This window comes from Geodermatophilus maliterrae, from assembly GCF_041018925.1.
Lineage (GTDB): Bacteria > Actinomycetota > Actinomycetes > Mycobacteriales > Geodermatophilaceae > Geodermatophilus > Geodermatophilus maliterrae.
Genome location: NZ_JBFNXQ010000012.1, coordinates 59,801 through 72,495, shown reverse-complemented (window position 1 = coordinate 72,495; position 12,695 = coordinate 59,801). Strand labels below are relative to the sequence as shown.

The 12,695-nt window shown below is 75.3% G+C and carries 16 protein-coding genes; 6 read left to right on the top strand and 10 right to left on the bottom strand.

What is annotated here, in order from left to right; all coding sequences use genetic code 11:
* Positions 1-66: 66 nt before the first annotated feature.
* The 6 genes from ABQ292_RS06355 to ABQ292_RS06330 form a co-directional block, all read right to left on the bottom strand.
* Positions 67-462: a hypothetical protein gene (locus tag ABQ292_RS06355; RefSeq protein WP_369204389.1), complete on the bottom strand. Its 396-nt coding sequence runs from the start codon at positions 460-462 to the stop codon at positions 67-69.
* Positions 463-509: 47 nt separating this feature from the next.
* On the bottom strand, positions 510-2,138 hold the full coding sequence (locus ABQ292_RS06350) for an ABC-F family ATP-binding cassette domain-containing protein (protein WP_369204387.1): 1,629 nt from the start codon (positions 2,136-2,138) through the stop codon (positions 510-512).
* 36 nt (positions 2,139-2,174) lie between these two features.
* A complete protein-coding gene (locus ABQ292_RS06345; protein ID WP_369204385.1) occupies positions 2,175-2,381 on the bottom strand; it encodes a hypothetical protein in 207 nt (68 codons plus the stop codon).
* Positions 2,382-2,480: 99 nt separating this feature from the next.
* A complete protein-coding gene (locus tag ABQ292_RS06340) occupies positions 2,481-2,906 on the bottom strand; it encodes a DUF1801 domain-containing protein (protein WP_369204383.1) in 426 nt (141 codons plus the stop codon).
* A 14-nt stretch (positions 2,907-2,920) separates the two neighbouring features.
* Positions 2,921-3,046, bottom strand: coding sequence for a hypothetical protein (locus tag ABQ292_RS06335; RefSeq protein ID WP_369204381.1), 126 nt, complete (start codon positions 3,044-3,046; stop codon positions 2,921-2,923).
* 10 nt (positions 3,047-3,056) lie between these two features.
* Positions 3,057-3,710 (bottom strand): class I SAM-dependent methyltransferase, encoded by a 654-nt coding sequence (locus ABQ292_RS06330; protein ID WP_369204379.1) that lies wholly within the window; start codon positions 3,708-3,710, stop codon positions 3,057-3,059.
* 52 nt (positions 3,711-3,762) lie between these two features.
* Here ABQ292_RS06330 and ABQ292_RS06325 point away from each other — a divergent pair, with 52 nt between their 5' ends.
* Together ABQ292_RS06325 and ABQ292_RS06320 are read left to right on the top strand one after the other, a co-directional pair.
* On the top strand, positions 3,763-4,836 hold the full coding sequence (locus ABQ292_RS06325) for a winged helix DNA-binding domain-containing protein (protein WP_369204377.1): 1,074 nt from the start codon (positions 3,763-3,765) through the stop codon (positions 4,834-4,836).
* Positions 4,837-4,980: 144 nt separating this feature from the next.
* On the top strand, positions 4,981-5,952 hold the full coding sequence (locus ABQ292_RS06320) for an aldo/keto reductase (RefSeq protein WP_369204375.1): 972 nt from the start codon (positions 4,981-4,983) through the stop codon (positions 5,950-5,952).
* Between the two features lie 48 nt (positions 5,953-6,000).
* Here the strand turns inward: ABQ292_RS06320 and ABQ292_RS06315 are convergent, their stop codons facing one another.
* The gene (locus ABQ292_RS06315) at positions 6,001-6,447 is read right to left on the bottom strand and encodes a nitroreductase family deazaflavin-dependent oxidoreductase (RefSeq protein WP_369204373.1); all 447 of its coding nucleotides are present in this window, start codon (positions 6,445-6,447) and stop codon (positions 6,001-6,003) included.
* A gap of 98 nt (positions 6,448-6,545) precedes the next feature.
* Here ABQ292_RS06315 and ABQ292_RS06310 point away from each other — a divergent pair, with 98 nt between their 5' ends.
* Positions 6,546-7,094 carry a dihydrofolate reductase family protein gene (locus ABQ292_RS06310; RefSeq protein WP_369204371.1) on the top strand — a complete coding sequence of 183 codons (549 nt, stop codon included), beginning with the start codon at positions 6,546-6,548 and terminating at the stop codon, positions 7,092-7,094.
* 26 nt (positions 7,095-7,120) lie between these two features.
* Here ABQ292_RS06310 and ABQ292_RS06305 read toward each other — a convergent pair whose 3' ends face one another.
* Both ABQ292_RS06305 and ABQ292_RS06300 read right to left on the bottom strand, forming a co-directional pair.
* A complete protein-coding gene (locus ABQ292_RS06305; protein WP_369204369.1) occupies positions 7,121-8,347 on the bottom strand; it encodes a glutathionylspermidine synthase family protein in 1,227 nt (408 codons plus the stop codon).
* Between the two features lie 4 nt (positions 8,348-8,351).
* The gene (locus ABQ292_RS06300) at positions 8,352-8,738 is read right to left on the bottom strand and encodes a hypothetical protein (protein WP_369204367.1); all 387 of its coding nucleotides are present in this window, start codon (positions 8,736-8,738) and stop codon (positions 8,352-8,354) included.
* A 150-nt stretch (positions 8,739-8,888) separates the two neighbouring features.
* Here ABQ292_RS06300 and ABQ292_RS06295 point away from each other — a divergent pair, with 150 nt between their 5' ends.
* From ABQ292_RS06295 to ABQ292_RS06285, 3 genes are all read left to right on the top strand, one after another.
* Positions 8,889-9,734 carry a formate/nitrite transporter family protein gene (locus tag ABQ292_RS06295; RefSeq protein WP_369204365.1) on the top strand — a complete coding sequence of 282 codons (846 nt, stop codon included), beginning with the start codon at positions 8,889-8,891 and terminating at the stop codon, positions 9,732-9,734.
* A gap of 142 nt (positions 9,735-9,876) precedes the next feature.
* Positions 9,877-10,797 carry a KPN_02809 family neutral zinc metallopeptidase gene (gene ypfJ / locus ABQ292_RS06290; protein ID WP_369204363.1) on the top strand — a complete coding sequence of 307 codons (921 nt, stop codon included), beginning with the start codon at positions 9,877-9,879 and terminating at the stop codon, positions 10,795-10,797.
* Between the two features lie 3 nt (positions 10,798-10,800).
* Positions 10,801-11,664, top strand: a complete 864-nt coding sequence (locus ABQ292_RS06285; protein WP_369204361.1) for an enoyl-CoA hydratase/isomerase family protein — start codon at positions 10,801-10,803, stop codon at positions 11,662-11,664.
* Here the strand turns inward: ABQ292_RS06285 and ABQ292_RS06280 are convergent.
* Entirely contained in the window at positions 11,661-12,503 is an 843-nt protein-coding gene (locus ABQ292_RS06280) for a siderophore-interacting protein (protein WP_369204359.1), read from the bottom strand. The two genes, ABQ292_RS06285 and ABQ292_RS06280, sit on opposite strands and share 4 nt — an antisense overlap.
* Between the last annotated feature and the right edge of the window lie 192 nt (positions 12,504-12,695).

Here is a 12,695-nt window from a genome sequence, read left to right as displayed (position 1 = left end):
GAGAAAGGACCCCCGTGCCCCCCGCCCCGAGCGGAGCGAGGGGTGGGGGGCACGGGGGTCCTTCGTTCAATCGGCGTCGTTGGCCAGCAGCGCCCGCGCCTCGGCGGCGGCGTCGTCGTCGTAGCCGAGCGCACCCGGCTGTCCGCGCTGGGCGACCTGGGCGTCGATCCACCGCCGGTGCGCCTCCCACGCCGACTGGCGGGTGGCACCCAGCGCCCGGCCGATCTGCGCCCACGACGCCCCGGTCTCCCGCGCGGTGCGCACGGTGAGCTGGCGCCCCTGACCCGCCCGGCGGATGACGACCTCGCCGAGCGCGAGCAGCTCCAGGGCCTCCTCGCGGGAGAGCGGGCGCGGGCCGGCCGGGTCGTCGGGGTCGGCCAGCGAGTCGCGGGTGCGCAGCTCCTCGTAGCGGCGGACGGCGCTGAGGAGGGTGTGCTGCCGTTCGAGGTCGTCGACGTCCATGCCCCACCATCCGTCAGGACCACCTGACTGTCAAGGCAGCCTGACGACTAGCGGGCGCGGGCGACCCGGGTCTCGTCGAACACCGGCTGGGCCGACTCGTACACCCGCCCGTCGGCCCCGAAGACGAGGAACCGGTCGAAGGAGCGGGCGAACCAGCGGTCGTGCGTGACCGCGAGCACCGTCCCGTCGAAGGCGGCCAGCGCCTCCTCCAGCGCCTCGGCGGAGAGGACGTCGAGGTTGTCGGTCGGCTCGTCGAGCAGCAGCAGCGTCGCACCCGACAGCTCCAGCACCAGCACCTGCAGCCGCGCCTGCTGCCCGCCCGAGAGAGTGCGGAACGGCTGGTCGGCGGAGTCGGTGAGCCCGTAGCGGCGCAGCACCGCCATGGCACGGCCGCGGTCCACGCCCGGACGACCGGGCTCGCCGTGCCACAGCAGCTCGACCGGCGTCCGGTCCAGCCACTCGGGGTGGGCGTGGGTCTGGGCGAAGAACCCGGGGACGACGCGGGCGCCGAGCCGCCAGGAGCCGGTGTGCGCGACGTCCTGGCCGGCCAGCAGCCGCAGGAAGTGCGACTTCCCGGCGCCGTTGGCCCCCAGCACGCCGACCCGGTCGCCGTACCAGACCTCCAGGTCGAAGGGCCGCATCAGCCCGGACAGCTCCAGCTGCTCGGCCGTCACCGTCCGCACGCCGGTGCGGCCACCACGCAGCCGCATCGCCACCTGCTGCTGAGGGGGACGGTCGGGGGGCGGGCCGGCCGCCTCGAACTTCGCCAGCCGGGTCTGGGCGGCGGAGTAGCGGCTGGCCATGTCCGGGGAGTTGGCCGCCTGCTGCTGCAGCGTGCGCACGAGGTCGACGAGCCGCTGGTGCTCCTCCTCCCAGCGGCGGCGCACCTCGGCCATCCGCTCGTGCCGCGCCGTGCGGGCCTCGGGGTAGCCGGCGAAGCCGCCGCCGTGCACCCACGTCGTCCCGCCCTCGACGGTGACCACCCGGTCGGCGACGCGGGAGAGCAGCTCCCGGTCGTGGCTGACGAACAGCACGGTCTTGCGGGTCTCGCGCAGCCGCTCCTCCAGCCACCGCTTGCCCGGCACGTCGAGGTAGTTGTCCGGCTCGTCGAGCAGCAGGACCTGCTCGGGGCCGCGCAGCAGCGCCTCGAGCGCCAGCCGCTTCTGCTCGCCGCCGGACAGCGTGGACAGCTCGCGGTACTTGCAGCGGTCGTAGGGGACGCCGAGCGCGGCGACGGTGACCGTGTCCCAGGCGACCTCGGCCTCGTACCCGCCGGCGTCACCCCACTGCGCCAGGGCGCCGGCGTAGGCCAGCTGCGCGGGCTCGTCGTCGGTCTCCATGAGCGCCAGCTCGGCGGCCTCGAGGGCGTCCCAGGCCTCCCGGACCGCCGGCGCGGACAGGTCGACGAGGAAGCGCTGGACCGTGGTGTCGTCGCGCACCGAGCCGATGAACTGCCGCATGACGCCGAGGCCGCCGCTGCGGCTGACCGTGCCGGCCTCGGGCACGAGGTCGCCGGCGACGATCCGCAGCAGCGTCGTCTTGCCCGCGCCGTTCTCGCCGACCAGCGCCGCGCGGGCGCCGTCGCCGATCCGGAAGGAGACGTCGTCCAGCAGCACCCGGCCGCCCGGCAGCGTGTGCCGGACCCCGCTCACCTCGACGTAGCCCACATCGGTCATCGTCCGGCGGGCGGCAAGCGGGTTTCGCCGCGGGGACTAGCTGACCGACTCCAGCCGGGTGCGGGCCAGCCGCTCGACCAGCTCGGGCAGCGCCGTCGCCGGGACGCCGCTGAGGTCGCGGCGGCAGGACCGGACGACGTTGCCGACCACCTGGGGGCGCAGCCGCGGGCGGAACTCGTCCACGAGGCGCGCCACCGCCAGGTCCACGGCGGGGTCGAGGGCGAGGTCGTCGGTCGACGTCATGCGGGGGCTGCACCTCTCGGCCGATCTAGTTCCGTTGCGGCTACAGCCTGGCCGAGCACGTCCCCGGGGACCAGGGACCAAGGTCACGGCCCGCCGGGGTCAGGTCGCGAAGTAGGCGTTCGCGCCGGTCGACGTCGCCGCGACGGCGTCGCGCAGGAGGGCGGACAGCTCGCCGCTGTCGATGCGGTCGAGCGAGCTGAAGCGGATGCAGCTCTTCCCGCAGGAGACCCTCCCCAGCCGCTCGGCGCGCGTCTCGGGCAGGTATGCCCCGTCGACGACCGCGCACACGTACAGCGACAGGTGGCGCTTCTGCGCGGCGAGGGCGATGAGCGGCCACTGCGTCGTCTCCCTCGCCGACCGCGGCCGGTAGGGCATCAGCCCGTAGCCCAGCACCCGCCCCGACCCGGCGGCCACCAGCTGCCGGTCGAGACCGGGCGCGGCTGCCTGCACCAGGGCGTCGACCCGGCGGAGCTCCTCCTCGCGCGGCCCGGCCGCGGCGAACCACTCCTCGATCGGATCGGTCACCGCGCACACCCCCTTCAGTCGAGGACCAGGGACAGCACCGTCGCGCCGGCGGCGAGCACCATCGCCGCGACGACGACCGCGGCCACCAGCCGCCGCCGTCGCCCGGCCCGCGGACCGCCGGCCCCACCCATCCCCATCACGCGCGGGACGCTACCGCCCGAACGGCCCCCTGCAGGGGCCCGAGGCGAGCTCGCGAGCGGTGGGGGGCAGGGGGTCCTTCCTGGGTCCGGCGGGCCGCCGTCCCCACAGCAGGGTGTCCAGGGCCGTCCCCGACGGCGTCGCGCGGCGCACCTGCCCGAGCCGGTCGACGTCGAGCAGCTCCGCCACCGCGGCCAGCCGATCGGTGCTGTGCAGGATGGCCGGGTCCTGCGGTCCGCCGACGCCGTGCGCGAGGTTGTCGACGTCGTGGCCGAGCACGAGCAGCCGGCCGCCCGGGCGCAGCCAGCCGACGGCGCGCCGCAGCAGCGCCGTCGTGCTCTCGGCCGGCAGGTGCAGGTAGGCCACGAGCACGAGGTCCTGAGAGGCCGGCGCGGTGTCCCACGCGGTGACGTCGGCGGTCACCCAGGTGACCCGGTCGGCGCCGGGCTGGGCCTGCCCGCGGGCCAGCCCGGCGGTGGAGAAGTCGACGGCGGTGGCCCGCCAGCCGCGGCCGGCCAGCCACAGCGCGTGCCGGCCCTCCCCCGCCGCCAGGTCGACGGCGTCGCCCGGGGGCAGCGGCCCGGCCAGCTCGGCGACCAGCGGGTTCGGCTCGGCCGACCACTGCTGCCGCTCGGCGTATCGGGCGTCCCAGTCCTCGGCGCGCACGTGCGCGAGTCTGCCCTGCCGGGACGTCGTCCCGGGCTGGCACAGTGCCGCCATGACCCCACCGCGCACGTCGCCCCGGGAGGTCGCGCTGCTGCGGCTGGTCGCCCAGCGCGTGGCCGGCCCGCCGTTCCCCGACGCAGCCGCGGCGGTGCGGGCACTCGGCGCGGTGCAGGGGCAGGACCTGCCGGGCGCGCTCACCTCGGTGGCGCTGCGCACCGCCGGCCGGTCGCGCGCCGGCGTCGAGGCGGCGCTGGACGCCGGGGACGTCGTCCGCTCGTGGCCGATGCGCAGCACCCTGCACCTGGTCGCCGCCGAGGACCTGCCGTGGATGCTCGCCGTGCTCGGCCCGCGGGTGCTCGCCGGCGCGGCCAGGCGGCGGGCCGTCCTGGGCCTCACCGAGGCCGACTGCGAGCAGGCCCGGGGGGCCGTGACCCGCGCGCTGACCGGGGGGCGGCGGCTGGGCCGGGCGGACCTGCTGGCCGCCGTCCGCGACGGCGGGGTCGAGGTGAGCGGCCAGCGCGGCTACCACCTGCTCTGGTACCTCGCGCAGACCGGCACGCTCGTGCTCGGCCCCACCGACGGCGGCGACCAGGCGTTCGTGCTGCTCGACGAGTGGGTGCGCGAGCCGCGCCGGCTGGAGGGCGAGGAGGCGCTCGGCGAGCTGGCGCTGCGGTTCTTCACCGGCCACGGCCCGGCCGGCGTCGCCGACCTGGTCCGGTGGGCCGGGACCACGGTCCGCGACGCCCGCGCCGGGCTGGCGCTGGCCCGGCCGGCGCTCGAGGCGGTCGACGTCGACGGCACCGAGCTGTACCTGGACCCGGCCACGCCCGGACGGCTCGCCGCGCACCGCGCCGAGGCCGAGGCGGTGCACCTGCTGCCGGGGTTCGACGAGTTCGTCCTCGGCTACGCCGACCGCACGTGCGCGGTGCCGCCGGAGTTCGCCGACCGCATCGTGCCGGGCGGCAACGGCGTCTTCCGCTCGACCGTCGTCGTCGGGGGGCAGGTGGTGGGCACGTGGCGGTGGACCGGCAAGGGGGCCCGCCGCACCGTGACCGCCGAGCCGTTCACCGCCTTCCCGGACGGCGTCGCCGAGCGCGTCCCCGACCTGGCCGCCGCCCTCCCGTGACGGAGGACCGGCCTCCCGGGGTCGAGACCGGCCTCCCGGGGTGCTGCAGGACCCCGGGAGGCCGGAGTCGACTCCAGGAGCGGGCCCGGGCCCGGTAGCCGGGCCGGACCGCCCGGAGCAGGGTGGGCGCGTGGAGACGACGGCGTGAAGTACGTGCGGCTGGGCGCCAGCGGCCTGGAGGTCTCGCGGATCTGCCTCGGGATGATGAGCTTCGGCGAGCCCGAGCGCGGGATGACGCCGTGGAGCCTCCCCGAGGACGAGGCGATGCCGCTGATCCGGAAGGCGCTCGAGGCCGGCGTCACCTTCCTCGACACCGCCAACGTCTACTCCGCCGGTTCCAGCGAGGAGATCACCGGCCGGGCCGTCCGCGAGTTCACCGCCCGCGACGACGTCGTCCTGGCCACCAAGGTGCACGGCCGGATGCGGCCCGGCCCCAACGGCGGCGGGCTGTCCCGGGTCGCGATCCTGCGCGAGCTCGAGGCGAGCCTGCGGCGGCTGCAGGTCGACCACGTCGACCTCTACCAGATCCACCGCTGGGACCCGGCCACGCCGATCGAGGAGACCCTCGAGGCGCTGGACTCCGCGGTGCGCTCGGGCAAGGTCCGGTACCTCGGCGCCTCGAGCATGTGGGCCTGGCAGTTCAGCAAGGCGCTGTACACCGCCGGTGAGCACGGCTGGCACCGGTTCGTCTCGATGCAGGACCACTACAACCTGCTCAACCGCGAGGAGGAGCGCGAGATGCTCCCGCTCTGCGCCGACCGGGGCGTGGGCGTCATCCCCTGGAGCCCGCTGGCGCGCGGCCGGCTCACCCGCGACTGGGACGAGGCGACGGCGCGGTCGGGGACCGACGACTTCGGCCGCCGCCTCTACGACGAGCGCAGCGACCGGGCGGTCGTCGAGCGGGTCGGCGAGGTGGCCCGCGAGCGCGGCGTCCCCCGGGCCCGGGTGGCGCTGGCCTGGCTGCTGGCCAAGCCGGTGGTGACCGCGCCGATCGTCGGCGTCACCAAGGCCGGGCACCTCGACGACGCCGTCGCCGCGGTCGACCTGCACCTCACCGACGAGGAGATCGCCCGGCTGGAGGAGCCCTACACCCCGCACGCCGTCGTCGGGTTCTGACGCCGGTCCGGGGACGACGCGTCGGGACGTCCGCGGGCTGCGGTGCGGTCAGTCCTTCCGCTCGACCAGGAAGACGGGGATGACCCGGTCGGTCCTGCGCTGGTACTCCGCGTAGGGCGGGTAGGCGGCGACCGCCCGCTCCCACCACTCGGCCCTCTCCTCGCCGGTGATCTCCCGCGCGACGCCGTCCCAGGGCTCCGGGCCGTCCTGCACGGTCACCTGGTCCGGGTGCTTGCGCAGGTTGCCCACCCACGCCGGGTCCTTCGGCGCCCCGCCCTGCGAGCCGACCATCGCGTACACGCCGTTGTCCTCCACCCGCATGAGCGGCTGCTTGCGCACCTTGCCGCTCCTGGCCCCGCGCGTGGAGAAGATGACGACGGGCAGCCCGGTGTCGAGCAGCGTGTCGGCCTCCCGGCCCCCGGTCGCCTCGTAGCGCTCGACCTGCTCGCGGACCCACGGCTCCGAGCTCGGCTCGTACTCCCCTTCGAGTGGCATGTCCCGACCGTAGGCCGGGGGCACGGGTCCGCGCGCGGCCGACGAGTTCCGGCCCCCCGCGCGGTCTGCACGGGGAGACCCCGACCCCGAGGAGCGACATGGCCCGGCTCGTCGTCACCCAGAACGTCACCGTCGACGGCGTCGCCGAGATGCTCGGCGACTGGTTCCTGCCGCAGGAGGGCGACGGCGGCGACCAGCTCGCCGTCGTCCGCGAGCACATGGCCGCCCAGTCGGTCTTCCTCGTCGGCCGCCGGACGTTCGAGGAGATGCGCGGCTTCTGGCCGCGGCACACCGGTGATACCACGGGCATCACCGCGCACCTCGACGCGGTGGAGAAGGCCGTCGTCTCCCGGACGCTGACCGAGCCCGGCTGGGCGAACACCACCGTGCTCTCCGGCGACCCGGTCGAGGAGGTGTCCCGGCTGCTGGACGCGCGCGACGGCGAGGTCGGCGTGACCGGCAGCATCCGGCTGTGCCACGCGCTGATCGCCGCCGGGCTGGTCGACGAGTACCGGCTGTTCGTGCACCCGCGGGTGCTCGGCCGCGGCCGGCGGCTGTTCCCCGACGGCGCCGACGTCCGGCTGACCGGGACCAGCAGCCGGACGTTCGCCTCCGGCGTCACCCTGCTGACCTACCGGCCGGCCTGACCGGCCCGGTCGGGCCGGCCGGTGGGTCAGGCGGCGTGGTCGATGGTGTGCGGCACGAAGAAGCTGAGGTTGTCGGTGATCAGCCCGTCGCTCTCGCGGATGCCCAGCCCGGCCGGCTCGCCGTCGACCACCCAGGCGCCCAGCACCGGGTGGTGCGGCCCGTCGACGCCGGTGAAGTCCGGCAGCGGCGCGAACTCCTGGACGACGTACCCCTCGGTGCCGTACCGGCCGGGCATCGCGGTGACCACCCGGCCGTCGCGCACGATCTCGACGTTGGCGCCCTCCCGGCCCCAGATCGGCTTGCGCACGAAGGTCCGCCACGACGACGGCATCTCGTCGGCGAAGTAGGCCGGCAGCAGCAGCTCGGAGAGCACCGGGTCGCCCCCGAACAGCCGCCACAGCACCGGCAGCAGGGCCTTGGTGCTCCACAGCATCTTGTAGACCGGCTCGATCCAGGTGGTCCCGCCGGGACGGGCGGCGTCGGCGAGGACGGCGGCGCCGAACTCGTCCTCGATCAGCCACTCCCAGGGGTAGAGCTTGAAGACGACGTCGAGGTGGCGGCCCTGCGCGTCGTAGAAGCGGCCGTCGCCGGCGTCGAGCGCGATGTCCTCGACCACGAGCTCGACCGCCTCGTAGCCGGCCTGGACGACGGTGTCCATGAGGTAGGCGACGGTCATCCGGTCCTCGCCGGAGGTCTCCTCGCTGGTCCACGCCAGGTGCACCCGCGGCCGGACGCCGGTCCGCCGCTCCCACCGGGTGAGGTTGCGCTGCCAGGCGGCGACGAGCTTCTCGTGCAGCGCGTTCCACTGGTCGCGGCCCTGCCCGGTGAACAGGTGCCAGTTCCACTGGGTGACCGCCGACTCGACCAGCCCGGTGGGGGTGTCGGCGTTGAACTCGAGCAGCTTCGGGGGTCCGGAGCCGTCGTAGCGCAGGTCGAAGCGGCCGTAGACGCTGGGCGGCTCGCTCTCCCAGGTGGCGCGGATCCCCGAGCGGGCGATCAACGGGATGCCCATCCGGTCGAACAGGTCGTGCTCGACGACGTGGTCGCCGGCGGCCACGCACATCTCGAACAGCTGGGCCACCCAGCCCTCGAGCCGCTGCACCTCGGCCGACGTGAAGTCGTAGAACGGGCCCTCGCGCCAGTAGCTGCGCACCTCGCCGCCGGGCAGGTGGGTCCGGTTGTAGACCAGGCCCTGCGCCTCGACCTCGGCCTCCCACCCCGGCCGGACGACGCCGCCCTCGACCCGCCGCACGGTCTCAGGAGCCGGAGCTGGTGCCGCCGGAGCCCGAGCCGATGCCGCCGGTCACCCGCTGCCCGCCGGTGACCTTGCCGGTGCCCGGCAGGCCGTAGCGCTGCCGGGCGGCGGTGTCGGTGGGGTTGATGCGGGTGCCACCGGAGGGCAGCACGGTGCCGACCGGGAGGCCGGGCCGGAACGCGCCGAGGTAGAGGAAGAACAGGCCTCCGCCGCCGCGGTAGTCGTCGTCGCAGTAGTCGTCGTCGACGATCTCGCCGTCCTCGTCGGTGCAGTAGGCGACCTGCTCGTCGTCCTCCTCGTCGGCGCCGCAGCCGGCGAGGAAGCCGGTGGCGGCGGTCGCCAGCACGGTCGTGGTGAGGGCGCCGCGCACCCGGTTCGAGAACGCCATGGACCCCTCCCGCCTCGGTGGACGACCCAGACACTAGGGCCCCGCTCCTCGGCCGGGACCGCGGTCGGCACCCGCGCGCCCGTTCGGGCAGCGCGGACGGTCCCGTACCGCTAGCGTCCGGCGGCGAGGCCGCTGTCCCCGGGAGGCGTCATGACCGCCAAGGAACCCGCCGAGATCGCCCAGGTCGCCGCCGCGACCGGTGCGAAGAAGGTGCACCGCACGTGGGACCGGGTGCTGGTCAGCGCCTTCCTCGCCGGCGCCTACATCTCCTTCGGCGCCCTGGTCGCCATCACCGTCTCCTCCGGGCTGGACACCGACACCTGGGGGACGCTGCCCACGCTGTTCATGGGCGCGGCGTTCACCCTCGGCCTGGTGCTGGTGCTCATCGCCGGGTCCGACCTGGCGACCGGCAACATGATGCTGGTCCCGCTGAGCGCGATGAACGGCAAGATCACCGTCGCGGACGTCGTCCGGAACGTGACCCTCGTGCTCCTCGGCAACCTGCTCGGCGCCCTGTTCGTCGCCTACTTCCTGGCCGTCTCCACCGGCGTCATCGGCGACCCGGACAGCACCGGCAGCGCCCAGCTCACCTTCGCCCGGCTGGCCGAGATCGCCGACGGCAAGGTGCACCACACCGTGTGGGAGACCTTCCTGCGCGGCGTCGGCTGCAACTGGCTGGTCTGCCTGGCGGTGTGGATGTCGATGGCCTCCACCAGCGTCGCCGGGAAGATCCTCGCCGTCTTCTTCCCCGTCATGGCCTTCGTCGCCATGGGCTTCGACCACGTCGTGGCCAACATGTTCTTCCTGCCGGCCGCCCTGTTCGCCGGGGTCGAGGACGTCGGGTGGGACGACACGCTGGTCAACTGGCTGGTGGCGGGCGCGGGCAACCTCGTCGGCGCGGTCGTCTTCGTCGGGACGTCCTACTGGTACCTGTTCCTGCGCGACCGGCCCGACGCCGCGCCACGCACCGGCGCGGAGCCGGCCGAGCGCGCCTGAGACCGGGCGTCCCGACGGCGCCACCCGCACCACGGCGGAGCCGGCGCGTCCGGCGGACGGCGCGGTCCCCCGCCCGGGTCGCGGTCCCCCGGAGCCGATGGCACGGTCGAGCAGCACATCGGCACGGGGAGGACGGGACGGCATGCGCTACAGGGAGGGCGGCGACCTCGACACGTCGTCGATCCAGGACCGGCGCGGCCGCGGCGGCGGTCTCGGCGGGGGCCGGGGGCTGGCCGTCGGGGGCGGCGGTCTCGGCGTCGTCGGGCTGCTGGTCCTCGTGCTGGTCCAGGTGCTCGGCGGAGGCGGTGGGGGCGGCGGCGCGGCCCTCGGCGCGCTGGAGGGCCTCGGCCAGGGCCAGACCGCCGACAACAGCGCCCTCGAGCAGTCCTGCGACGACAGCGGGGACGCCAACAGCTCGGTGGAGTGCGCCGTCGTCGCCGACATCGACTCCATCCAGGACTACTGGTCGCAGACGCTCGGGTCGCAGTACGTCCCCACCGACACGGTCTTCTTCTCCGGCCAGACGCAGACCAGCTGCGGCGGCGCCACGAGCGGCTCGGGACCGTTCTACTGCCCTGCCGACGAGTTCGTGTACATCGACCTGTCCTTCTTCGACACGCTGCGCTCGCAGTTCGGCGCCGAGGGCGGGGCCTTCCCCAACGCCTACGTGCTGGCCCACGAGTACGGCCACCACGTGCAGAACCTGCTCGGCACCAACCAGCAGGTGACGCCGGGCGAGGCGGGTCCGACCAGCGGCACCGTCCGCCTGGAGCTGCAGGCCGACTGCTACGCCGGCACCTGGGCCAACCACGCCGAGACGGTGCCCGACGAGTCCGGCGCGCCGCTGATCGCCGAGATCACCCAGGACGACGTCGACCGGGCACTGGACACCGCCGGCCGGATCGGCGACGACTTCATCCAGGAGAACCTCGGCGGCGGCACGGTGGACCAGGACGCCTTCACGCACGGCTCGTCGGAGCAGCGCCGGCGCTGGTTCCTCACCGGCTACCGGACCGGTGACCCGGCGCAGTGCGACACCTTCGCCACCGACGACCTGGGCTGAGCCGTGAGCGAGCCGACCCGGGCCGAGCACCTGCGGGTGACGCGGGACGGCGCGGTCACCGTCCTCACCATCGACCGGCCGGAGAAGCGGAACGCGCTGACGGCGGACATGTGGGCGGCGCTGCCGGGCGTCCTGGCCGGGCTGGCCGAGGACCCCGCGGTGCGCGTCCTCGTCGTCACCGGCGCCGGGCCGAGCTTCTGCGCCGGCGCGGACATCGGGGACCTGCTCGGCGGGCCGGACGCCGAGGACCCGATGGCCCGGCTGCGCCGCGACAACCTCGCCGCCCAGGCCGCGCTGCGCGACTTCCCCCGGCCGACGATCGCGATGGTCCGCGGGCACTGCATCGGCGGCGGCGTCGAGCTGGCCACCTGCTGCGACCTGCGCTTCACCGACCCCACCGGCGTCTTCGGGGTCACCCCGGCCAAGGTCGGGATCGTCTACACCCCGACGTCGACCCGCCAGCTGGTGCAGCTCGTCGGACCGTCGACGGCCCGCTACCTGCTCTACTCCGGCGAGCTCGTCGACGCCGCGACCGCGCTGCGCACCGGCCTGGTCGACCGGCTGCTGGAGGCCGGCGACCTCGCCGGCGAGGTCCGCCGCTTCGCCGAGGTCCTCGCCTCCCGCTCGGCGCTGACCCAGCGCGCGGCCAAGGAGATCGTCGCCGCGATCGGCTCGGGCGGGGACGGCGAGACGGAGGCCGCCCGCTGGTACCGCGAGACGGTCGCCAGCGGGGAGCTGGCCGAGGGCGTGGCCGCCTTCACCGAGCGCCGCCCGCCACGGTTCCCCTGGGGGAGGACCCCGTCCTCCCCACCCTCCGCGGGTCCAGGGCGGGACCCGGGACGGGGCCGAGGTGAGGCTCCCGCCTAGGCGACGGTGAGGCCCTGCTCCTCGGCCTCGACGGCGGCGTTCCACTCGCGCTTCTCGGCCTGCCAGCCGTCCTCGGTCCGGCCCCGCCGCCAGTAGCCCGAGACCGACATCCGCTCGCGCGGGACGCCGAGGCCGGTCCGCAGGAAGCGGCGCAGCTCGCGCACCGCGCCGGCCTCGCCGTGGACGAAGGCGTGCACGTCGCCGTCGGGCAGGTCGGCGCCGCAGACGGCCGCGACCAGGGCCACCCCGGCCGCCGCGCCGCGGTGCACCCACGTGACGCGCACACCCGGGGCGACGGCGAGGTCCTGCTCCTCCTCCGGGCCGGCCACCTCGACGAACACCTCCGCGCGGGCGCCGGCGGGCAGCGCCTCGAGGGCGGCGGTGATGGCCGGAAGCGCCGTCTCGTCCCCCACCAGCAGGTGCCAGTCGGCGTCCGCGGCCGGCGACCAGGCGCCGCCGGGGCCGAACATCTGCAGCGTCTGGCCCGGCCGGGCCGCCGCCGCCCACGGACCGGCGACCCCCTCGTCGCCGTGCACCACGACGTCGACGGTCAGCTCGCCGCGGCCGGCGTCCCACGAGCGGACGGTGTAGGTGCGCGTCACCGGCCACTGCTCGCGCGGCAGTCGCGCCTGGACGTCGTCGACGTCGAAGGGCGCGGTGTAGGGCGCACCCGCCGGCGGGAACAGCAGCTTGACGTAGGAGTCGGTGTGCTCCGGCGCGAAACCGGCCAGCCCCTCCCCACCCAGGACGACGCGGACGAGGTGCGGCGTCACGCGGGTGGTGCGCAGGACGGTCCCGGTGCGGGGCGTCCGCTTCCGGCGCGGGCGGTCGTCGGCCATGGACTCTCCTCGAGGTCAGGGAAGGCTGACCTTACTCCGCTTCTGCCGGGCCCCCGCCCCGGTTTCGGACCCGGGCGTCCGGGTAGTCCGAGGCCAGCGGGAACGGCGACGTCGCCGGGTACGGACCGCCGGCCCTGCCGGCTCCCCCACCACCCCCTTCCCCGGGCTCCCCAGCCGGCCGGCGCACCTGCG

Bases quoted from the DNA above. Each gene is read 5' to 3' on its own strand.
- ABQ292_RS06355 (WP_369204389.1), bottom strand. From the start codon at position 462: ATGGACGTCGACGACCTCGAACGGCAGCACACCCTCCTCAGCGCCGTC.
- ABQ292_RS06350 (WP_369204387.1), bottom strand. From the start codon at position 2,138: ATGACCGATGTGGGCTACGTCGAGGTGAGCGGGGTCCGGCACACGCTG.
- ABQ292_RS06345 (WP_369204385.1), bottom strand. From the start codon at position 2,381: ATGACGTCGACCGACGACCTCGCCCTCGACCCCGCCGTGGACCTGGCG.
- ABQ292_RS06325 (WP_369204377.1), top strand. From the start codon at position 3,763: ATGACCCCACCGCGCACGTCGCCCCGGGAGGTCGCGCTGCTGCGGCTG.
- ABQ292_RS06315 (WP_369204373.1), bottom strand. From the start codon at position 6,447: ATGCCACTCGAAGGGGAGTACGAGCCGAGCTCGGAGCCGTGGGTCCGC.
- ABQ292_RS06310 (WP_369204371.1), top strand. From the start codon at position 6,546: ATGGCCCGGCTCGTCGTCACCCAGAACGTCACCGTCGACGGCGTCGCC.
- ABQ292_RS06300 (WP_369204367.1), bottom strand. From the start codon at position 8,738: ATGGCGTTCTCGAACCGGGTGCGCGGCGCCCTCACCACGACCGTGCTG.
- ABQ292_RS06295 (WP_369204365.1), top strand. From the start codon at position 8,889: ATGACCGCCAAGGAACCCGCCGAGATCGCCCAGGTCGCCGCCGCGACC.
- ypfJ (WP_369204363.1), top strand. From the start codon at position 9,877: ATGCGCTACAGGGAGGGCGGCGACCTCGACACGTCGTCGATCCAGGAC.
- ABQ292_RS06280 (WP_369204359.1), bottom strand. From the start codon at position 12,503: ATGGCCGACGACCGCCCGCGCCGGAAGCGGACGCCCCGCACCGGGACC.